Source organism: Photobacterium kishitanii, assembly GCF_000613045.3.
Classification (GTDB): domain Bacteria; phylum Pseudomonadota; class Gammaproteobacteria; order Enterobacterales; family Vibrionaceae; genus Photobacterium; species Photobacterium kishitanii.
Genome location: NZ_LN794353.1, coordinates 900,562 through 922,485 on the forward strand (window position 1 = coordinate 900,562; position 21,924 = coordinate 922,485).

Here is a 21,924-nt window from a genome sequence, read left to right on the forward strand (position 1 = left end):
ACAGCCCAGCTTATTATTATCTTAAAGAGAGGCAACCGCAGCGCGAGCGCCTTGAGTAATGATTAATTGATATGCTTCAGTTAACGCATTAACAAAGCTTTGATTTTGAATTAAATCGGTACCGAAAATAGCCTCAATAGATAATAAAGCTGTCACGACCGAAGGCTGAATACCATGTTCAGCATAAATAGCATTAAATTGCGCAACCATAGGATCTCGCACATCTATCGGATTATTCTGCTCATCGACAGCTGCGACATAGCGCATCCAGCCAGCAATACCCATTGCTAACCATTTATAATCAGTATGTTGTTCTAAGTGATGACGTAATGATCCCCCCATTCGTTGAGGTATCTTTTGGCTACCATCCATGGCGATCTGCCATGTTTGATGCTTTAAACTCGGATTAGTAAAACGTTCAATTAATAACGAAGCATATGCTTGTAAATCTGTACCTTCAGGCATGGTTAGTGTCGGTGCTTGTGCTTGCATCATCATATCGAATGCCGCTTTACGATAACTGTCGTTAGTCATCGTATCTGAAATATGAGCATAACCACCAAGATAACCAAGATACGCTAGAAATGAATGACTTCCATTTAGCATCCGTAGTTTCATTTCCTCAAACGGAACAACATCAGCAACAAATTCAGCACCAGCAACATTCCACTGTGGACGACCATTAACAAAATTATCTTCAATGACCCATTGGCGGAAAGGTTCGCAAGCAATACCACAAGGATCTTCAATACCAACTAACTGCGCAATTTCTTCCAAAGTTTCAACTGTCGCAGCAGGAACAATGCGATCAACCATGGTACAAGGGAAAGTAACATTAGTCGCAATCCAATCCGCTAGCTCTTGATCAACTAAATATGCAAAATCAAGTACAGCTGCTCGTGCAACATGACCATTTTCTTGAACGTTATCGCATGACATTACCGTAAATGGTTTAAGATTTCGGTCACGTCGCATGCGTAACGCTTCAACAATATATCCAATCGCAGAAGTTGGCTGACAAGGGTTTTCAAGATCAGCTTGAATCAAGCTATTGTTTTTATCTAATCGACCCGTCGCCGGATCAGCGCAATAACCTTTTTCAGTTATGGTCATAGACACAATCGCAACTTGTTCTTCTGCCATTTTTTCAAGTACAGCAGATTTACCATCCAACATCGGATGCAGTGACTCATTAACTGAACGAATTAATTTCACATCGGTACTGTGTGCACCTTTTTCAATAACGGTATAGAGATGATCTTGTGCACGTAACTGATGAATAAGATCTTCACCACCAAATAGATTAATCTCACAAATTCCCCAGTCACAGCCCGTTTTTTCAAGCATTTCATCGGTAAATAGAGCTTGATGAGCACGATGGAAAGCCCCAAAACCGAGGTGAATAATACGGCTTTGTAAAGCACTACGATTATAGGTTGAGCAAATAACATGATCATGTAATGGAATATTTGAAATAGTATTCATTTATGCAGTCCTTTATCTCGTAAATTCACACTGACGGGATAGTTGTTAATAGAGATTAATAGCCAAGTACAAGGCGTGGTAGAAATAAACTTAGTTCAGGGATAAATGTTACAGCCATAAGTGCAATGGTGAGTGCAGCATAAAAGGGCAGTAATGGCTTAATAACTTTATCAATCGATACTTTTGCAACAGAGCAACCTATAAATAAAGCGCTACCTACAGGAGGGGTACAAATACCAATTGCAAGATTGAAGGTCATCATTATGCCGAAGTGCACAGGATCAACACCCAGATCTAAAACTATTGGTAAGAAAATAGGAGTAAAAATCAGTACTGCCGGCGTCATATCCATAAAGATGCCAACAATAAGTAAAATCACATTAATAATAAGCAGTATCATCAATGGATTATCAGAAATAGCTAATAACGCATCAGCGATCATATATGGAATATCAGCACTTGCCATGGCCCAAGACATCCCCATAGAAGCACCAACAAGAAGCAAAACAATGGATGTAGTGATCGCTGATTCAAGAATAATAGCGGGTAACTCTTTAACCTTAACTTCTCGATAAAATCCGACGGCTAATATTAAGGTATACACAACAGCAATTGCTGATGCTTCAGTTGCCGTAAAGATACCGCCAATGATTCCTCCCATAATAATCGCAATTAATAATAGTGAAGGTATGGCTTTGATTGAAGTATCAACCACCTCAGCAGTACTAGGACGTGGTGCGATAGGATAACCACGTTTCTTGGCAATAAAGCCAGCCACAACCATCAAGCTAACCCCCATAATAAGACCTGGAATATAGCCCGCTAAAAAAAGTGCTGCGACAGATGTTCCGCCAGATACCAGTGAAAATACAATAAGAGTATTACTCGGAGGAATAAGAAGCCCAGTCGGACAAGAGGTTATATTTACTGCTGCAGAAAATTGTTCGTCATAGCCTTCTTTCTTTTGTAAAGGTGCCATCGTTCCACCCACAGCTGCTGCAGATGCAACAGCAGAACCAGAAATCGAGCCAAACATCATATTAGCAATGATATTTACATGCGCCAGAGATCCTGGTAATCGACCAACGAGTACTTTGGCAAAATTAATCAATCGAATAGCAATACCACCTTGATTCATGATATTACCTGCCAAAATAAAAAACGGAATAGCTAATAGAGCGAAATTATCTAATCCTGCAGCCATTCTCTGCGCTACAACGGCAATGGCAGGCTCTAAAGGTAAACTCATCATTATGGTGATAAGTGATGATAAACCGATAGCAAAAGAAACAGGAATTCCTAAAGTAAGGAGAACTGCAAAACTACCAAATAACGCGAAAATGAGCTGCCATTCCATTGTAGAAATCCTTTTTAATTAGTGTTGTTGAGTTTCTGATGTGATCAAATTATCTGAAGTTAACTGTTGTACTTTTTCAATAGTGAAAACAGTGGAATAAAACATCATTAATGCGCCACTAATCGGTAAACAAAAATAGATATATCCCATTTGTAGCCCAAGTGCGGGAGTTAATTGGCCGGTTGATAAGGTTTTCAACGCGAGGTTGGTACCACCATAAATTAATACGATAAAAGCAAAAGCTGCGATGGCTAACTGAATAATAATTTCATTAATAATCTTACGTTTTCCAGTCAATCTCATTGTTAATAAATCAATCGCAAGATGTCGTTTTTGACCTGTCGTGTAAGCAGCACCAATAAGAGCCACCCACATAAACAAATATCGAGCAAGCTCATCGGTGATCGTACTTGGTTTACCTATGACGTAACGAGAAAGGACTTGCCAGATAACACAAAACACAAGAAAAATTGAGAGAGACACGGTAAACGTGGCTAACCCTCGATTTATATAATCAACCAATTTTCTCATTTGTCGTTCCTTAAGATGAGGTGGCATGTCAAACCCTACCTGGTCAACCAATGACATTTGGTCGCTACGATATTTGGATTCATCATATTGATAATGCGCATTAGTATATTTAACAGCCGTGAATAGTCACGTGAGCAACTTCACAGTTATCATTGGTCAACCAATTAAGGTATTTTATTGTGATTCCGGTCAATCAATTTGCTTTTTATCTTTGACTTCACCCTGATTACGCACCAATATGACGCTGTATTCACGTCTACTCCATACAATGGATGACCAATTTCACGGAGATATAAGAAATGATGACGCGTAAAAACTTGCTAACTGCAATTATTGGTACGGCTTTAACTTTTGGTGTATCGGCTTCTTCTTATGCATCAACTACGTTAAAGTTAAGTCATAACAACCCTCGCGATCATGCAGTGCATAAAGCGATGGATCATATGGCAAAAGAAGTGCGAAAATTGACAGATGGTGAGGTACGCATCCGTATTTACCCTGATGCTCAATTGGGTAACCAGCGGGAATCAATGGAGTTAATGCAAAATGGTGCGCTGGATATGGTTAAATCAAATGCCGCAGAACTAGAGGCATTTTCACCCGCTTACTCTGCATTTAATATCCCTTACCTATTCCGTGATAAAGGTCATTTTTATAAAGTGCAAGAAGGCACTATCGGAGAAGAAATTCTTGCCTCATCCCGTAACAGCGGATTCATTGGCATGACATATTATGATGCAGGTGCTCGTAGTTTTTATACAAATAAACCAATAAAGACACCTGCAGACCTGAAGGGTATTAAAGTACGTGTACAGCCAAGCCCATCAGCTATCAACATGATTAATGCATTAGGTGGTAATCCTACCCCATTAGCATATGGTGAGCTCTATACCGCACTACAACAAGGTGTTGTTGATGCTGCTGAGAATAATATTCCTTCTTTTAGTTTAAGCCGTCACAGTGAAGTTTCTAAATATTTTAGTTTAGATGAACATACTATGGTTCCTGACGTACTGGTCATTTCAACCAAAGCATATGATTCTCTCTCTGAAGAACATCAAAAAGCGCTTAAACAAGCAGCCTTAAGTTCAATGCAGCTAATGAAAGATCTTTGGGCTGAATCAGAAGCAAAAGAACGTGCAAAAGCCGAACAATTAGGTGTGAAATTTATTTCAGTCGATAAAACTGCTTTTGTTGAAGCGGTGCAGCCAATGTATAGTGATATTGAGCAAAAGAATCCAGCACTCGACCAAATAATTAAAAGAATTCAAGCCGTTCAATAATAAAACATCGAATTAAGCTAATAACAAAGAGGTTGACCAATTTAATTTGGTTATTATGATAGTACTAAGTGCAATTTAATATAGCGGTAATATCATCATGATCCCTTTTGAACCTAAACGGCCTTATCAAGAATTAGGATTAGTACTTAGACAAGAGCTAATTGAAAACTCATATAAAGTGGGTGACAGGTTACCACCCGAACGTGATATTGCTGAACGACTCAATGTCAGTCGTACAGTCGTTCGTGAAGCACTTATTATGTTAGAACTTGAAAATTTGGTTGAAGTAAAAAAAGGATCTGGTGTCTATATCATTAATATCCCCAACCAACCAAATAGCCGTGAAAATGTTATTAGTGACGATGTAGGTCCTTTTGAGATGCTACAAGCTAGACAGCTACTAGAAAGCAATATTGCTGAATTTGCAGCAACTCAAGTAACGCCTGGCGATATTGTAAAAATGCGGGCGGCATTAACATTAGAACGAAATGAATTTGTTAATGGCACCAAAGAATGTACTGGCGATGAGTTATTTCATCTCTGTATTGCTGAAGCGACTCAAAACTCAGTGTTAGTCGAGATGCTAAAACAATCTTGGGCGCGTCGTGAGCAAAGTCCAATGTGGCAAAAATTACATACGCGCATCATTGACTTAGATTATCGCGAAGAATGGTTAGAAGACCATGCACGTATTTTAGCAGCCATGCAACGCAAAGACTCCGTTGAGGCAAAAAATGCAATGTGGCAACACCTTGAAAATGTGAAACTGCGATTATTATCGCTTTCTGATATTGATGATCCTAATTTTGACGGCTATTTATTTAATTCAAATCCAGTCGTTTCATTAGGAATAGATAATTAACTATTATTAGTTTACATATTTAAGGCTAATCATCTATTAGCCTTTATTTAAAATAATTAAATTAATTAATTTTCATTTACCCCGTATATAACTTAATTCGAATGATATCGAATGGGTTAAGTATATCTGCTAAAAGGTAATTATAATGGAACAAACGTGGCGTTGGTATGGTCCTAATGACCTTGTCTCTCTTGATGATATAAAACAAGCAGGCGCAACAGGTATTGTTAACGCACTCCATCATATTCCAAATGGTGAAATTTGGACTAAAGATGAAATATTAAAACGCAAACAAATCATTGAAAATAAAGGGCTTACATGGTCTGTTGTCGAAAGTGTACCAGTCCATGAGGAAATAAAAACCCAAACAGGAAACTTTCAGTATTGGATTGACAATTATAAACAAACACTACGTAATTTAGCTGAATGTGGCATAGATACAGTATGTTATAACTTTATGCCAGTATTAGATTGGACACGAACAGATCTTGAATTCGAAATGCCAGATGGATCTAAAGCACTACGATTTGATCAAATTGCATTTGCTGCTTTTGAACTTCATATATTAAAACGTCCTGACGCCATCGATGATTATAACGCAGAAGAACAAGCTCAAGCATTAGCGTATTTTGAAAATATGTCTGCGGCTGAAATTGATCAGTTAACACGTAATATAATTGCAGGCCTTCCTGGAGCTGAAGAAGGCTATACATTAGCCGCGTTTCAAGCTCAACTTGATCGTTATGCAGGCATCAATAAAAATAAATTACGCCAGCATATGAAATACTTTTTAACCGAATTAATGCCAGTATGTGAAACAAATGGTATTAAGATGGCAGTGCACCCTGACGATCCACCACGACCGATTCTTGGTTTACCGCGTATTGTCTCAACAATCGAAGATATCGATTGGTTGACACAAGAAGTACCAAGCCAAATGAACGGGATCACTATGTGTACAGGATCTTACGGTGTTCGAGGTGATAATGATTTAGTCAACATGATCAAACAACATGGCGATCGTATTTATTTTACTCACCTCCGCTCAACACAGCGTGAAAATAACCCAATGAGTTTCCATGAAGCAGCTCATCTTGAAGGCGATGTCGATATGTATAATATCGTTATGGCTATTTTAGAAGAAGAGCATCGACGTAAAGAATTAGGAGATAACCGCCTAATTCCAATGCGTCCTGATCATGGACATCAAATGCTTGATGATTTAAAAAAGAAAACTAATCCCGGTTATTCGGCAATTGGACGTCTAAAAGGTCTTGCTGAAGTTCGTGGCTTAGAAATGGCACTAAAACGCACATTTTTTAATCATTAATATCTTTCAATTAATCGCGTGCTCCTCTGAGCACGCTTTTTTGTATAAAAAACATACCGTCATTTACCATAACTATAGTCATAAATAGACTAATCTTTAAATGCACTGCATTCATTCTAAGTCACGCGTGATGACTTTTATTCTCTATAGACAAAACGCAACTAAATTTACATTAAAAACCATCTCTAAAAAATAAACACCATAAAAACAATATAATAGCTCATTACCCTTTATTGCCGATTTTAAAGTTAAAATTTATTTGCATAAAATTGACACTAATAAGCATTAAAACATCCATAATGAACACAAATGTTGACAAATATTAACATTAAAGTGTTTATCAATAGGGATGCACTTAGCGTCTACATACCACTTTAATCGCAAGAGGAAGATAAATGAAAAAGATCTTACTGATAGCCTTAAGTGCTGCAGCAATTATGACTGGATGTAAAACGCTGCCAGTACCAGGTACGGCAAATATGTCAAATCCTGCCGCTGATTATTGTGTACAACACGGTGGTACCCACAAAATCACCACCAATAAAGATGGTAGCCAAGCCGGTGTCTGTGAATTTGATAACGGTAGTCAATGTGATGCATGGGCATTTAAACGTGGAACATGCACTAAAGAAAATAACGCGCCTATCGTTTACTGATACTAATCATATCAGCTAAAATACATAACGGGTATACGAGGATCCTCCCCCTTTCTTTGTATACCCGTTTCCTATTCTAGAATTAATTTTCTGCATCAATAAAATAAAAATGTTATTTAATAATGACTTGATAACTTACTCTCGCTCTACTGCCAACGTCAAGTTTTCCAAATAACTGCCAGGCAATCGTCCCCTGATAACCTAGCTGATTTATCCCCTCAGACGTAATAACTTGGCAGCGTAATGCAGATGGCAAATGATGATCATCACAAGTTATTATTGTTGCTAATGCTGTAAACTGAGGAACAGAAGTAGATATATGAATATTTGAGATAACACTTTCAGAACTATTTAGTACATCAATATTATATTCAATCACATCCCCTGGTATTGCTTCAATCGATGTTGAGACCTCACCACCTTGTGTAATATTTTTCACTGTCTCGGTGAAAGTAATACCAGACGAGTATGATGAATAACTAATTGATATAATTGAAATAAAAAATAAAAACTTACGTATAAAAACTAACATAACCTAGCCTCTACCAATACTGCTTCGTAAATAATAATTTTATTACTTATGATTTTATTGTTTCATTAATTACTCATTGTCTTATTTTTAAGAAATAGCCATACACCTCAACAACGGAACGATGATCAAGTTATATTTTTTTACGGTTAATGTAAGATCAATTACGACTATAATGATTAACTGGTTATTAAATCATTCAAAAAAGCTTATTAAGCTAATAAATAACCACTTATTAATCTACTCTAGAAATAAAAAAACCTTAAGAAACAAATGATTATGGTTTTTATGTCTCAATTACCTATAGATTCAAGCGATCATCCTTGATCATTGTTCCATACTGGTTTTATATTTAATATCTACGCTATGCCATTAATTACTAAACATCGATTAGTTTAAATAATAATTAATTCTTTATTATTACTATTAAATCGAAATAAATTCTTTATGCTAATAAAACAATTTAATAACTGATTAGAGATATATCTTGAATAAAACCAAACACATATGTGATTTTTTAAAAAATAATCACTTACTAACATTATGTACTAGCGCTAATTCAGATTTATGGTGTGCTAGTTGTTATTATTATTTTGATCAAAAAAAAATGTCTTTATTTATTATGACAAATAAAGATAGCCATCATAGTCAACTAATGATAATGAATAAAAATATTGCAGGTACAATTTCACCTCAGCCTAAAAATATAATTGATATTAAAGGTGTTCAATTTAAAGGTAAGATTGAGGAACTTACAAATAAAGATGCCGAGATAGCAAATACCATTTATTACAATAAGTTTCCTGAAGCAAAGTTTATTTCAGCACCAATTTGGGAAATAAAACTAACAATGTTAAAAATGACAGACAACAGCTTAGGATTTGGGAAAAAGCTTTTTTGGCGCCAATAATGCATAAAATAACAGACAGCTAAGAACACTTAACAATACATAATCAAAATGTCAACAGGTGATTTCCCCCCTTTTTTGTTGCCATAAGCTTAGATATAGTTGCAGCATTAATATTCAACCTAATACTGGTAAATATTAATAATTATCTGTTAAGGATAAAATCAATAAATGTTGTTCAAATAACAACTATTATTGGTTACCTCTTCTACACGTCGTACAGGATTATACTCTCAGGAGTCACGTCTTGTTTTTGCCGATCTATATGATCGGCTTTTTTTTATTAAATTTTTTTTTTGCTTATCGAGTGAGCATTACATACTATACATATTTACCCACTGTAATAAACTCATTACAATTGGCAAGAATAATAATTAATAAAAGATATAAAGCCCATAAAAAATGAACAATAATGGAAATCCCCCCTCATTCGAGATATTAAACCAATTACCTGGGTGTTGGGGTTGTAAAGATATAAATTCAGTTTTTGTTTATGTTAATGAGGAATATGCGAGGATCATCGGTTTTAATAACCCTCGAGACTGTATTGGTTTAACTGATTTTGATATACCACATTTAAGCGCTGAATATGCACATCTCTTTCAGCAACAAGATTTACAAGTAATGACATCTGAAAAGCCTTTACGCATACTTGATATTCATCCATACGCTGATGGCTATTGGCGAGCACATTTATTCACAAAAACAGCATGGAGAGATGATAAGAGCAAAATTATTGGAACCATTTTTTCAGGTATAGAGTTAAAACACACTTCTTTACTTGAGATAGGACATTGGATCTGTCGTAGCGATAAAACAAGACAACAAGAAAGAAATAACTTTAATAAACACGTAAATATTTTGCTTAACACTCGAGAATCCGAAGTGTTATTTCTCTTACTTTATGGAAAAAAACCACAATACATATCAAAAACTCTACAATTAGCAGTCAAAACTGTTGAGAATTATGTTGTTAGGTTAAGAGAAAAATTTAATGCTAATTCAAAAGGTGAATTGATTGAATTAGCACTTGATGCCGGTTTTGGTTCTCATATTCCAGAAAGTATGTTGAAAACCCAACAATCTATCATTTTAAAAGAATACTAACCGGTATGAGCAGAGTAATAATTACTCTGCTCATTCATTTAGTTATGGTGCTAAACGCTCAATATCCCAATCATTTTCATCATTACGTAAATAAATAAAACGATCATGTAAGCGATGTTTACCGCCTTGCCAAAACTCAATCGAATCAAACTTTACTCTATACCCCCCCCAAAAACTCGGAAGTGGTACTTCACCAGCAGAAAATTTCTGCTTTAACTCAAAAAACTTGCCTTCAAGAGCCTGACGAGCAGAAAGACGAGAACTTTGTTTACTCGCCCAAGCAGCAATTTGACTTTCTTTCGGTCTACTTGAAAAATATTTCATTACTTCAAGCGTCGACAATTGCTCAACATGCCCAGTAACATGTACTTGTCGCTCCAATATATGCCATGGAAAATGTAAACTTATTTTATTATTTATATGCAATTGTTCAGCTTTACGGCTACTTAAATTAGTATAAAAAATAAATCCATCATCATTAACATCTTTTAGTAACACAATGCGCTGGAAAGGTTGACCATCAGCATTTACAGTTGCAACAGTCATCGCTGTCGGGTCAGGTAAATTAGCATCAACAGCTTGCTGTAGCCATTTATTAAATAATTCTAAAGGGTCCTTAGGTAAATCATCGCGTCGTAACCCACCTTTAGTATATTCTCGTCGAATATCAGTCAAATCCATCTTTTCTCTCCTACTACAAAATACTCAATAATTAATTATTAATATCTAGTTCTTATGAATAACTGAATAAAGAGTACTTCCCTACTGCAAGCAGCTAATTGTTGCATAAAGAAATAGACACATTTATCGAAAAACAACTTTTGTTGAGAAACAGTCAACTGTACATCTCAGAGTTTTGATAAATTATATCAATCAGATATCTTCATATTCAGCATCTCTTTAATCAGCTCTTTACTCATTGAATGCTGCCGTTAACCTTTTTGGTGCTCCAATTATGACACTTTTCAAACGCCAAGTTATTAGTCTAACTGTGTTAGTTTGCGCTGTTGTTAGCGCAGCAACTGCACAACAACTTTATTCAAGTTATTCAACATTAAAACATCAACATATCCTAGCGTCACAGACAGATATTAATCGAGCTTTAGTTATACTACCTCAAGCGCTCACAAACCTAAATGTTCCAATGCTGTCAAACACCCAAGAGCAAGAACTATTAGTTATCACAAACCAATTATTTTCAAGTGCTAATTATAGCCAGATAAACCTGACATCAGCTGACTCTAACCAACTCATTCGTCAAGATAACGTTATACCAACGACACATTCGCCAGGTTGGTTTCAAGAAATATTTAAGATCCCATCTCATACAGAGCAGCGAGTTATTGAATATAAAAACGAAACATTAGGTCTGTTAACCGTCACAGCACAGCCGATACTTAATTACCAACAGTTATGGCAAATAAGTTATCAGACAGTAGCAATAAATATATTAATTACCATCATATCAATTTTTCTCGTTTATTTTATTTGTCATAAAAACCTTTCAGCATTAACTCGCCTAACGGTACGCGCTCGAACCATAGCCAATTTAAATCAAGCACCTCTTTCAATACCTAATGAATCAGATTTGGCAATTATTGTTCGAGCATTTAATAAAATATGTTATCAATTAGATACAAATTTCAGAAATCAAGCAGATGAAGCCATGAAACTAAGGCAACAGGCCTATCTTGACACAACATCAGGTTTAGGTAACCGCAGTTTCTTTATGCACCAACTTAGTTCATGGCTAAATGAATCTTACAAAGGAGGATTGGGGCTAATTCAAACGGATTTAATTAATGAGTGCTATCAAAATGAAGGGTTTAAACAGGGAGATGAATTAGTAAAAACAATAGCCGATCGATTAAATGAAGTACTTACTTTTAATGATGCGACACTGGCTCGTCTTTCTAAAGATGAATTTGCCATTCTTATTCCAAACATTTCTATAGAAAAGCTACAACTTTGTAGTAAATCATTAATTAATATTTTTAATGATTTAAGTGCAACAGCTACCACGATAAATAACAATGCAGCTATCGGTTTAGTCTTTAATGAAAACAAAAGCACACCAAGCCAAATATTAACTCAATTAGATAATGCATTAACCCAGGCAAAGATAATGCCTCAAGAAGCTATTTTTATCATAAAAGATATTAATACCCAAATAACGCTAGGTAAACAACAATGGAAATCTTTACTTGAAGAAGCAATCAGCCAAGACTTATTTACCTATAAATATCAGCCTGCAACTCTATCAAATGGCACTAATTATCATTATGAAGTTTTCACCGCAATCAAAAAAAATAGCAACTACTATTCAGCTGGCATGTTTTTAGGCGCGATAGAAGATTTAAAAATAGGAAGTTGGTTTGATCGACATGTTATTGTTGCGATTATTAATAAATTAAATGCAGATAGAACTAGCGGACCATTTGCAATAAATATCACCAACAGTTGTATCAATGATTCGAGTTTTATCCGCTGGCTAGATAACTTACTGCAAAAAAACACCCTATTAAATACTCGGCTATTTTTTGAAATTCAAGAGATAAGTTGTATCAGACATACAGATGCTACTGGTATTTTATGCTCAATCATTAGAAAACATCACTTTGGATTTGGCATTGATAACTATGGCCGCAATTTCCAATCATTAACCTATTTAAAAGAACTCCAACCTAATTACGTTAAAATAGATTATGTCTATACTCATCAACTAAATGATCAGACAAAATCAACGGTACTGTCATCTATCTGTAGAACGGCACATAGCCTTAATATAAAAGTTATCGCAACTAGAGTAGAGACAGAAACACAGTTAGAAAGACTTTCTGAATTATTTGTAGGTGGCTATCAGGGATTCATTACTGATAAGCAACGACAGACAGCTTAATATATTTACAGTGTAAATTAAAAACACCCTTAGACTCTATTTACAGTGTAAATTCAATATCCAACATGCTATCCCTAATTGAGATTTACAATGTAAATAATCATACCGTAAACAAACAATGAGCATCAGCATGCATATATGTTACTTCGAAGAAATCCTTAGCTGCAGTGTTTAGCTGCAGTGTTTAGCTGCAGTGTTTAGCTGCAGTGTTTAGCTGCAGTGTTTAGCTGCAGTGTTTAGCTGCAGTGTTTNCTGAGGGGTTTGGCTGAGGTGTTTGGCTGAGGTGTTTGGCTGAGGTGTTTGGCTGAAGTGTTTGGCTGAGGTGTTTGGCTGAGAGGTTTGGCTGAGAGGTTTGATTTATTTACAGTGTAAATCAGATAACTCAATTTACACTGTAAATATGATTTGATTTCAGTTTACACTGTAAACCGAAATACTATCGACTACCACTTATGCCCTTGGTATTGTTCCTCAACTAATTTACCTCGCTCAGTTAGAAACGCCAATAATGTCTGTGGATGCTGCGTTGTAATCAACTCTTGAGGGAAATTAACATGATCTAATAACGTTTGAATACTTGAGAAATTACCTACGTCAGCAGCAAAGTGAGCATCAGACCCCGTAGTTATTCTAGCGCCAACGTCTTTAGCTATCATAGCAATATCTTCACATCGTGGAGCACTACCCACTCGAGATCGTCCCAATGATGAATTATTAATTTCGACTAACACATTATATTCAGCAGCCGTACGAATAACTTTTTCAAAATCGAAATCATAATTAGGATTCCCCGGATGACCAATCGCATCAACAACACCAGATTTAATGGTATTGATCAGCGCCTCTGTATGATCTAATCGAGTGGTAGGTTTAAAAACTGGCTCATGCAAGCTAGCTATTACCCAATCTAGTTTAGCTAAAACAGTCTTATCCAAATCAACCTCGCCAGCAGTATTTACGATATTAGCTTCTACACCGCGTAATACAGCAACACCATTTAGAAAACGAGGAAGTACTCGTTGATTAGCAAAATACCAGAAATGAGGAGCGCCAGGCATTAAAGATGCGTGATCTGTATTACAAAACATCTTTAACCCCTTCGCTGCAGCAGCTTGAGAATTTTCAATAATTGTACTATAAGCATGGCCACTTGATAATGTATGGGTATGGGTATCAACTTGAATCTGCATAACGTAAACCTCTAGTGAACTGAAGAAGATAAAGAATAATAGCGAGCAACAACATCACGTAAATGCTGCTGGGCCAACTTTCGACTGGATAAATGGTACCGCTCGACCATAACTAACCAAGATTGTTTCTGTAAAATTTTTGCAATCGCAAAACCTAAATCATCATCCCAATGGCAATCATCTCGCAATAGAAACTGTGACAACCAACTTTCAAGGCTTGCAACCACGACATCATAACCAAGCCCACCGGCAACAAATATTTCCAATTGATGATTGATTTGTGATTGCGATAAACCATAATTTAGAGGTTGTTGAACATTATCAGAATATAATTTAAAGAATAAGTGACTATCTAATTGGTTGAATTGTTCAACACGCTGACAAGAAAAAGAAGCGCCAAACAAAGATTGGGCATCATCAAACCATAACTGAGCAGCATTCGATAATGGCTTAACGCACAACAATGAATGATGACCACTCGCAACATCTTTAGTAATACCTAATCTTAGGGGCCGCAATAAACAATGAGACCAAAAATCAACTAACTCACTAACCGCGCCAAAACTTGTACCGATATAATCAATATTCTCATCCTTCGCCTGTTGCAACACGGTATTAATTAATTGCGTACCAATCCCCTGTTGTTGAAAACCATACGCGACTGCAATACGCAATATACGATAACAATGCTGTTCTGCTGCAATAGCATAACCTAAATGTGCCGCCAGTGATTGCGCCAGCAAATGCCCTTGTGGACGACGCTTGCCCTGCATCACTAACTGGGCTAATTGTTTATCAAATCCGCCCTCTTTCGACACCACACAGCAACCAATAATTACCTCAGATTGTGAAGCAATAAGTAGTCTTAAATTAGGATCATCCAAGAGTTGTTGAATATCATTAGGAGAGGTTTGGTAATGAGCATTAATTAATAAACCAAAAAGTTGATTCAGCAATACTTCATTATGAGCGAGTTCTGCCGCTGGCAACACCGAATAACTTATCGATTCAGTAACAGTTGTGGTTTCTATATCAATAAGATTAGGCGCTTGAGCTGCAAGTAATAATGCTTTAAAAACCCAAGCCTCTAGTGGATCACCTTTCGCCCATCTTATTGGCTGCTCCAAATGATAACTTCTCCATTGGGGCATACTCTCAGTTAATCTTTGTTTAAATTTAATCTCAAATCCACGTCCAGTGCCTTCATAACCATGAATAGTGGTCGCAAAAACTAATCGGTTATGACATCCAAGTAGCGCAGTTAAAATCGATGCAGGGATAGCAGCAGCTTCATCTACAATAATAAAATCAAAATTATGAGCTTCATTCACAATCCTATCGGCAGCGATAAATTCAACTCGACTCGCTCCTAAATGCAATTGATGACGATGAGGATGATCGGTTGCTGGTAATCGTAACTTAGCATGTTTAAACACCGTCTCAGCGCAGGCAAATGAAGGCGCAGTAACAGCAACTTTAATCGTTCGAGTTTGTAATAATTCTGCCGCTGCAATACCTAACGCTGCTGATTTTCCACGGCCACGATCAGCTGATAAAACTAATGGTCGTTTACGGTGCCCTGTCATCACTTTAATAATCGCATCTACAGCTTCAGACTGGCCGGCGGTTAAACAACTACGCTGAGTGTTAATATCAATAAAGGTAGGCAGCGAAATTACCTGTTGGAACAACGTCATTAAAGAAAGCTGCTGCTGTGGTTGCGATTGCTGAATGAGCACTACTTCAGGGTTAACAAATAATCGACCTAAACGTTGATAAAACGGCGTAGCTGCATCGCTTAAACGCCATGTAGGTGGTGCTATAATCACTAATATACCACCGCCTCTAATCGTGCCAGAAAGTGCACCTAGCGTATCAGCATTGATCCCATCTAAACCATTAATAACCACCATATCAAACTCTTGTCCAAGCCATTGCTTTGACTGTTTAAATGATGATGATGTAAATGATACAGGTGCATTCTCACCACTCCATAACCGCTGTGGAAAGTGTTTACCAACAATGACAGCTGTTGTTGCTGCCCATTCTAAACTACCTTCTAATACCACTAATTGGCGGCAAAAATGCTGCGATAACTGCTGCTGAAGTTGAGCAAAAAAAGTATCTAACGGCACCGACATAAATAGATCCAAAAATAAATGACAAATAAATCATAACACAGCCACAACAGGCATAAAAAAACCACGCATAATAGCGTGGTTTTTATTAAGCAAAATAAACCGTTACTTCAGATAATCATCTAAATAAGCTAACACATCATTAATTTGACGATCACTCATCTTTTTTAATTTAAGCTGTAACTTATCACCGTCACGAGTATAAGAAACTTTTCCTTTAATTAAATCTTGTGATGTTGGCTTTTCTACTACAGCTTTAGGATGTAATTGCTCGCCTAATTGCTCTAGTTTTCCAGTCACTTCACGAGTAATACGACTAATCCCCTGCGCATTAATTGTTTTCCATAATGACGCATTATCACCACTTAAATCAGCAATCATCTGCTGTTGCTGCTCATGATTTAAACCAAAAAAGATACGATGAAGTTTCACAATTGTTGGACGACCAAGTTCACCAACACTTGGATAAGCCATCAACAATTCCATAGGCAAACTAGCCGCTTTTAACGCACCACTGACTAATGCTTCACTACATTGTAAATATTTAGCGAGCTCTTTTTGATCAGCAACTTTACCCGAGTCGAGCAACGATTGCATTTCTTTACCACGTTCAAACAGTGATAACGGTTTATGCGCGTTAGCTACATCAGATAGAAACTTAGCATGTTCAGTATTGATGCCTTGAGCGACATAAATTAAAAAATCTTTATGAGCAATAATACAAGACATGCGACGGCGACTACCGTCTAATACTTCAATACGACCATCATCAAGCCAACGGCCCACAGCTGGATATTGTTGGCCACGATCTTTTAATGTCACCAAAATATCCGCTAAAGCATGCTCATTTAAGAAGGCTTGTTCACGGGCATTTTCAGCAAAAACGATAGTTTGAGTACTGACATCATCTGCCTTTACTTTTACTAATTCAAAAGCAACAGTATCTTCACCCGCAACAGCTAATTCAATAACCGCAGCTTTATCACGAGCTGCTGTTTGTGCTTCTGTAACGTTAGTAGCGCGGCGTTTATCTGCTTTGCCAAATAAACGTGCGTTAAGATCTGTAGTTTTAATTGCCATCTGTCAATTACTCCTCGTTCAAGTTTGCCCAGTGGCTGTGCATAACACGTTCTAATTCAAGACCAACCCGCTGAATAGCTTCCTGAGCGGTTGAAAGGGTCTTTTTTCCCCCTTCAAATTCAGCAGCAGTAAGATCAAAAACAGTACTATAAGTATCAGCACATGTCTCAAAAGCACGGCTTCGTGGCACTGTTGCCATCATTACTTGCTCACGTAACAAGTAATTCATTTCCGTTAATACAGAAACTTGCTTTTTATTATCATCTTCAAACATAGTCGGCATTAGACGAATAAATTCTAATCCATGCCAATCTTCTGGAAACATCTCATAAACGGTAGGTAAATGCTGAAAAAAGTTAACCGTAGATGCCCAGTCTAAACGCTTTGCAGCACATGGAATAATCAAAGCATTAGATGCATACATTGCATTCCATACTAAAGGATCGATATGAGGGCCAGTATCAATCATAATGATATCAAACTCATCAGCGATAGGATCAATCACTTTCTCTTTAAGCAAACGGACAATATCAAGATCTTGATTTACGGCTAAATCCTGCCAAGCGTCAGCATTGAACATGGCATCTTCAGGGAAAGCTGCGATCGTTTTAAGGTTTGGATATTGAGTTGGCATTACCACATTATCCATCACAAAATGCTTATCCGTTAATACTCCCTCAGGCACATTATCTAACATAACATCGACAGCAGAATAAATCGTTTCTTGCTTACCAATACTGATCAAAGGGTTGAGAAATAAACGTAATGATCCTTGAGGATCGAGGTCAATAAGGCAAATTCGGTAGCGCTTATCTAAATCTAACGCTAAACAAGCAGCAATATGTACTGCTGTCATTGATTTTCCAGTTCCCCCCTTTTGATTCTGAACATTCACCACCCATGGTTTACGTCCAGCACCTTCTCGTTCATAAAAGGCAGGTTTTTTTGCTGCAGCCATCAATTGATGCGCTTCTTCAAGGGTTATTGAATAATGGTTAGCTTTATTTTTAGTAAATTGATGACCCGTTGCTTCCATCCGTGAAATTGCATCATCTAATTTTCGACGAGTTAAACCTGAACGTGTCTCCATTAGCGCTTTTGACATTGGCGGAAAAACCTCGTCACGACGCTCTTCTAAGACAATTTCAATACGATCAGCTTGTACTTGTTTGGTTTGCTCTGCAATGTTGAGCAAATTTTGTATCGTCTGTTCCCTATTCATTATTACTCTACGCCATGATGATTGACTGACTATATTGTACAATAGATATCACTATAAACAATAAAAAGCTGAACAAAAACATGTGAGACTAATCTCAACTAAAAAACATACTTTAATGCAAAAAGCATTAAATTTAATACTTTTTAGACTTAATCTAGTTTTAATATCTAACTTAATCCCCCAAGAAAAACCATTTCATAAAAATGTTACAGCGTCACAAGTTTACATTGTAAATCTTACTTCGGTCAGTCTTAAGCGGAACAATGAAAAAATAGGGATAGTTTACGGTCAATGCTATTTCAATATTAAAATCATCTTTTATACTAATAATATAATAATGCTAATGAAATTAGCCAATTTCATTAGCAAATCAGTCTAAAATTGAAAATAAAGGCTAATTATCTAAAAAACAAGCTGAAATTAGATATCCCATTATCAAAAAAATAGCTCGCTACTTGATCATTGTTCCATTGGAAATTTAAATAAAATGAAACGATGATCAAGCGACAAAAAGCATTAAAATAAGGCTGTAAACCACGTATTTTCAACTAATTAATAACGGAAAAATGATCAAGAGTAACAACGATGATCAGTTAGTTACTTTAAACGCTACGGAAGCATGTAAAATAAGAGTAGAACTACGGAGAATGCTGATTCAATAAGGGCTGTGAGAATATAAAGATAAGATTAAAGTAACTAAAACAAAGCGAAATTTAAGCATTCGGTCAGATTGAAATACACATTTTTCCTGATGATCATTGATCCAACAACGGATAGATGACATTTAGCCCTCTTTTTACGTTGAATGTCATTTCAATTAGCTGTTAAATCAACTTCAAATAGACACTAAAGAGAAGGCTCAAGGATAAAATATCAATTTGAAACTTGAAAACGCATAATCATGATCATCTTTCCAGTACAAGAAAGAGCAGAATCGACATAGAAAGTGCGCCTTTTCACTAAAAACACACACTTTACTATCATGGCTGTGGATAACATTGTGGAAAAGGTGAGAGTGAATGATGATCATGCTTTCATTATTATTATGATCATGTTTTCAGGTTGCTAATGATCATCTTTCCATAGCTATTATGATCATGCTTTCACGCTCTATATGATCATGTTTCTGGATTTACATTGATCATCGTTCCAATAGCAGTAAAAATAATACCACTTATAAACAAGTACTTACGTGGGTATTTTACACCTGATCATTAGATCATAATATCAATAAGATCAGATTTAATCATAAAGATCAGTTTTAAAATCTTTAAATAAAAAACTTTCTTTCTTGATCTTTTTCTATTAATCTTTACGGAAAGATGATGCTTCTACGGCCAATGACAAATGAACTCCGCTCGAAATACTAAAAAAAACCCGATTGATAAGATATTGATCGAAGCACCAAGATCACACAAAGATGGTCATTTATTTGTGATCCCAGCAAATCTGGTTGACTGGTTACCTCAGTATCAACATTTTAAAGGTGTGACCAAAAGTATTATTGAGTTATTAAATATTATTTCATTACGTGGCCTATCAACCCAAGATGGTATGGTTTCAACAACTGAACTTATTGAAGCTACTGAAGGGCAATTAACTCGAGCAGCAATTCAACAACGTTTACGAGCAGCGGTGACAGTTGGTTTATTTAGCCAACAACCAGTACGGTTTGAAGAAGGTCTGGCTGGTAAAACAATGTTGCATCATTTTATTAATCCAGCCTTGCTGATTTCTCAACTTGGTACCGGTAGTTTACTCTCAGAACAATTTAAACAACGTGAAAAACAAAAGCGTTCTAAAGCGTTAGCACAAAATCATGTTAATCGTCGTTTACTGACTGAATATGGCTTAGGTACTCCTCCTTCTATGCCTGATGAAGCAGATCAAATTGTGGTATCACCAACCAGTTGGGCTGGTATCATTGATCAGGCTTTAGCACCGCCACGGACTAAAAAAAGTTATCAAAAAGCAATGGTTGCGATCAGTGGAACGAAAGCGATCATCGAAACTCGATCTTCAAAATCGATCATGACAGTTGATGATCTTATGACGTTGTTTGCGTTGTTTACGTTAACAGTACAATACCATGATCATCATCTTGCGGATTATGAAATTCAACTACGATCAATGGCGAATAAAACCCCTGTATATATTACTGATATTTTGGCATTACGTGGTAAAAAAGACAGTGGTCCAGCACGTGATTCTATTCGCGAAAGTATTGATCGTATTGAATTTACTGATTTTCAGTTGCATGAATTAACAGGCCGCTGGCTTAGTGAAAATATGCCTGAAGGTTTTAAAAGTGATCGGTTTCGATTTATAGCACGTACAATCACAGCATCAGAAGAAGCACCTCAAGAAGGTGAAGATGGTGAAATTCGAATTAAACCTAATCTGTATATTTTAGTTTGGGAACCGTCATTTTTTGATGAATTATTAACTCGCGATTATTTTTTCTTATTTCCACCAGAGATCTTACGTCAACATACATTAGTGTTTCAGTTATACACATTTTTTAGAAGTCGAATGTCTCGTCGTGTGGTAGATTCAATGCTTTTAAGCGAGTTAAATCAAAAGCTTGCAAGGAATATTGAGTGGCGCCGTTTCTCTTCAGATATTATTCGGGAACTGAAGAAATTAGCGGAAGGAAAAGTAACCGAGACAATGTTTGCCGTGAATTTATGGGGATATCATTTAACGATATCTGCTGACGATATTGATAAACGTTATACTGATTATCGCGTTGATATTCGGTCTGACGCTGAAGAGGTTATTCGTTATTCTCGAGCGAAAACAACCAATGAAGGCAAACGTAACATGGCACCAACAATGCCAAATCCATTACGTAATGAAATTATGCCAAAGCAAGCATTGGATCAATTATCTGCAATTATTGATGGTGAATTTGAACCGATCCAGCGTAAAGAACCTCGTCCTCGTGGTCGTTTAGGACGTCGAATAAAGTTACGTAAACATTTAGTTGAAATTAACGCAGATGAATTAACAATCGTTTTATCTAAATATACCTCTTCAGAAGCGCTACAACGTAGTATAACAGCGTTATCGGCAATGACTGGTCATCCGGCTACTACAATTACAGAAGAGTGTCAGGGATATTTAGAGAAGCTTGATTGGCTTCATGTCGCGGGTGAGCGAGTGAGCTATGAAACGTTAAGCAAAACGGTCGAATTGTATAATAGCCGTCAAGATGAGCGTCATTTGTCGATTGAGCGTTTAATTTCAGGATTAGCTGTTCGTCGCAAGATATGTAAACTGGTTCATGAGGGCCATATTACCGAGCAAGTATTAACCGCATTAGACGATGTCGCTAAAGGTATTTAA

17 protein-coding genes are annotated in these 21,924 nt (G+C 36.6%); 8 read left to right on the forward strand and 9 right to left on the reverse strand.

Going from position 1 to position 21,924, the window contains the following annotated elements; translation table 11 throughout:
* Positions 1-21 precede the first annotated feature (21 nt).
* The 3 genes from PPBDW_RS19375 to PPBDW_RS19385 are packed head-to-tail and all read right to left on the reverse strand — an operon-like array spanning position 22 to position 3,373.
* A complete protein-coding gene (locus PPBDW_RS19375) occupies positions 22-1,485 on the reverse strand; it encodes a fructuronate reductase (RefSeq protein ID WP_036791709.1) in 1,464 nt (487 codons plus the stop codon).
* Positions 1,486-1,540: 55 nt separating this feature from the next.
* Entirely contained in the window at positions 1,541-2,842 is a 1,302-nt protein-coding gene (locus PPBDW_RS19380) for a TRAP transporter large permease (protein WP_036791712.1), read from the reverse strand.
* Positions 2,843-2,860: 18 nt separating this feature from the next.
* Positions 2,861-3,373 carry a TRAP transporter small permease gene (locus PPBDW_RS19385; RefSeq protein ID WP_036791714.1) on the reverse strand — a complete coding sequence of 171 codons (513 nt, stop codon included), beginning with the start codon at positions 3,371-3,373 and terminating at the stop codon, positions 2,861-2,863.
* A 299-nt stretch (positions 3,374-3,672) separates the two neighbouring features.
* On the opposite strand from PPBDW_RS19385, the gene PPBDW_RS19390 reads away from it, so the two are divergent.
* The 4 genes from PPBDW_RS19390 to PPBDW_RS19405 all read left to right on the forward strand — a co-directional run bounded on the left by PPBDW_RS19390 (position 3,673) and on the right by PPBDW_RS19405 (position 7,504).
* On the forward strand, positions 3,673-4,656 hold the full coding sequence (locus PPBDW_RS19390) for a TRAP transporter substrate-binding protein (RefSeq protein WP_036791717.1): 984 nt from the start codon (positions 3,673-3,675) through the stop codon (positions 4,654-4,656).
* 97 nt (positions 4,657-4,753) lie between these two features.
* Complete coding sequence (locus tag PPBDW_RS19395; protein WP_036791719.1) at positions 4,754-5,518, forward strand: FCD domain-containing protein; 765 nt, start codon at positions 4,754-4,756, stop codon at positions 5,516-5,518.
* Between the two features lie 145 nt (positions 5,519-5,663).
* On the forward strand, positions 5,664-6,848 hold the full coding sequence (uxuA, locus tag PPBDW_RS19400; RefSeq protein WP_036791722.1) for a mannonate dehydratase: 1,185 nt from the start codon (positions 5,664-5,666) through the stop codon (positions 6,846-6,848).
* A gap of 395 nt (positions 6,849-7,243) precedes the next feature.
* A complete protein-coding gene (locus PPBDW_RS19405) occupies positions 7,244-7,504 on the forward strand; it encodes a putative hemolysin (protein WP_036791725.1) in 261 nt (86 codons plus the stop codon).
* A 112-nt stretch (positions 7,505-7,616) separates the two neighbouring features.
* Here the strand turns inward: PPBDW_RS19405 and PPBDW_RS19410 are convergent, their stop codons facing one another.
* On the reverse strand, positions 7,617-8,036 hold the full coding sequence (locus PPBDW_RS19410; protein ID WP_054262188.1) for a hypothetical protein: 420 nt from the start codon (positions 8,034-8,036) through the stop codon (positions 7,617-7,619).
* A gap of 484 nt (positions 8,037-8,520) precedes the next feature.
* Between PPBDW_RS19410 and PPBDW_RS19415 the strand changes: the two genes are divergently transcribed.
* Positions 8,521-8,943 (forward strand): YhbP family protein, encoded by a 423-nt coding sequence (locus PPBDW_RS19415; protein WP_036791727.1) that lies wholly within the window; start codon positions 8,521-8,523, stop codon positions 8,941-8,943.
* Between the two features lie 399 nt (positions 8,944-9,342).
* Positions 9,343-10,047, forward strand: coding sequence for a helix-turn-helix transcriptional regulator (locus tag PPBDW_RS19420; RefSeq protein ID WP_036791730.1), 705 nt, complete (start codon positions 9,343-9,345; stop codon positions 10,045-10,047).
* A 42-nt stretch (positions 10,048-10,089) separates the two neighbouring features.
* On the opposite strand, the gene pdxH is transcribed toward PPBDW_RS19420, so the two are convergent.
* The gene (gene pdxH, locus PPBDW_RS19425; protein ID WP_036791734.1) at positions 10,090-10,728 is read right to left on the reverse strand and encodes a pyridoxamine 5'-phosphate oxidase; all 639 of its coding nucleotides are present in this window, start codon (positions 10,726-10,728) and stop codon (positions 10,090-10,092) included.
* Between the two features lie 274 nt (positions 10,729-11,002).
* Between pdxH and PPBDW_RS19430 the strand changes: the two genes are divergently transcribed.
* Positions 11,003-12,946, forward strand: a complete 1,944-nt coding sequence (locus PPBDW_RS19430) for a bifunctional diguanylate cyclase/phosphodiesterase (RefSeq protein ID WP_036791736.1) — start codon at positions 11,003-11,005, stop codon at positions 12,944-12,946.
* 443 nt (positions 12,947-13,389) lie between these two features.
* Here PPBDW_RS19430 and PPBDW_RS19435 read toward each other — a convergent pair whose 3' ends face one another.
* The 4 genes from PPBDW_RS19435 to PPBDW_RS19450 all read right to left on the reverse strand — a co-directional run bounded on the left by PPBDW_RS19435 (position 13,390) and on the right by PPBDW_RS19450 (position 18,576).
* A complete protein-coding gene (locus PPBDW_RS19435; RefSeq protein WP_036791741.1) occupies positions 13,390-14,136 on the reverse strand; it encodes a phosphatase in 747 nt (248 codons plus the stop codon).
* Positions 14,137-14,147: 11 nt separating this feature from the next.
* A complete protein-coding gene (locus tag PPBDW_RS19440; protein ID WP_036791744.1) occupies positions 14,148-16,277 on the reverse strand; it encodes a tRNA(Met) cytidine acetyltransferase TmcA in 2,130 nt (709 codons plus the stop codon).
* A 102-nt stretch (positions 16,278-16,379) separates the two neighbouring features.
* Positions 16,380-17,354 (reverse strand): ParB/RepB/Spo0J family partition protein, encoded by a 975-nt coding sequence (locus PPBDW_RS19445; protein ID WP_036791747.1) that lies wholly within the window; start codon positions 17,352-17,354, stop codon positions 16,380-16,382.
* 7 nt (positions 17,355-17,361) lie between these two features.
* A complete protein-coding gene (locus PPBDW_RS19450) occupies positions 17,362-18,576 on the reverse strand; it encodes an AAA family ATPase (RefSeq protein WP_036791751.1) in 1,215 nt (404 codons plus the stop codon).
* Positions 18,577-19,923: 1,347 nt separating this feature from the next.
* Here PPBDW_RS19450 and PPBDW_RS19455 point away from each other — a divergent pair.
* Positions 19,924-21,924: a replication initiator protein RctB domain-containing protein gene (locus PPBDW_RS19455; protein ID WP_036791757.1), complete on the forward strand. Its 2,001-nt coding sequence runs from the start codon at positions 19,924-19,926 to the stop codon at positions 21,922-21,924.

Coding starts and splice junctions, on each gene's coding strand:
- PPBDW_RS19405 (WP_036791725.1), top strand. CDS start 7,244: ATGAAAAAGATCTTACTGATAGCCTTAAGTGCTGCAGCAATTATGACT.
- PPBDW_RS19395 (WP_036791719.1), top strand. CDS start 4,754: ATGATCCCTTTTGAACCTAAACGGCCTTATCAAGAATTAGGATTAGTA.
- PPBDW_RS19430 (WP_036791736.1), top strand. CDS start 11,003: ATGACACTTTTCAAACGCCAAGTTATTAGTCTAACTGTGTTAGTTTGC.
- PPBDW_RS19410 (WP_054262188.1), bottom strand. CDS start 8,036: ATGTTAGTTTTTATACGTAAGTTTTTATTTTTTATTTCAATTATATCA.
- PPBDW_RS19420 (WP_036791730.1), top strand. CDS start 9,343: ATGAACAATAATGGAAATCCCCCCTCATTCGAGATATTAAACCAATTA.
- PPBDW_RS19440 (WP_036791744.1), bottom strand. CDS start 16,277: ATGTCGGTGCCGTTAGATACTTTTTTTGCTCAACTTCAGCAGCAGTTA.
- PPBDW_RS19445 (WP_036791747.1), bottom strand. CDS start 17,354: ATGGCAATTAAAACTACAGATCTTAACGCACGTTTATTTGGCAAAGCA.
- PPBDW_RS19450 (WP_036791751.1), bottom strand. CDS start 18,576: ATGAATAGGGAACAGACGATACAAAATTTGCTCAACATTGCAGAGCAA.
- uxuA (WP_036791722.1), top strand. CDS start 5,664: ATGGAACAAACGTGGCGTTGGTATGGTCCTAATGACCTTGTCTCTCTT.
- PPBDW_RS19390 (WP_036791717.1), top strand. CDS start 3,673: ATGATGACGCGTAAAAACTTGCTAACTGCAATTATTGGTACGGCTTTA.
- PPBDW_RS19380 (WP_036791712.1), bottom strand. CDS start 2,842: ATGGAATGGCAGCTCATTTTCGCGTTATTTGGTAGTTTTGCAGTTCTC.
- PPBDW_RS19455 (WP_036791757.1), top strand. CDS start 19,924: ATGAACTCCGCTCGAAATACTAAAAAAAACCCGATTGATAAGATATTG.
- PPBDW_RS19385 (WP_036791714.1), bottom strand. CDS start 3,373: ATGAGAAAATTGGTTGATTATATAAATCGAGGGTTAGCCACGTTTACC.
- PPBDW_RS19435 (WP_036791741.1), bottom strand. CDS start 14,136: ATGCAGATTCAAGTTGATACCCATACCCATACATTATCAAGTGGCCAT.
- PPBDW_RS19375 (WP_036791709.1), bottom strand. CDS start 1,485: ATGAATACTATTTCAAATATTCCATTACATGATCATGTTATTTGCTCA.
- pdxH (WP_036791734.1), bottom strand. CDS start 10,728: ATGGATTTGACTGATATTCGACGAGAATATACTAAAGGTGGGTTACGA.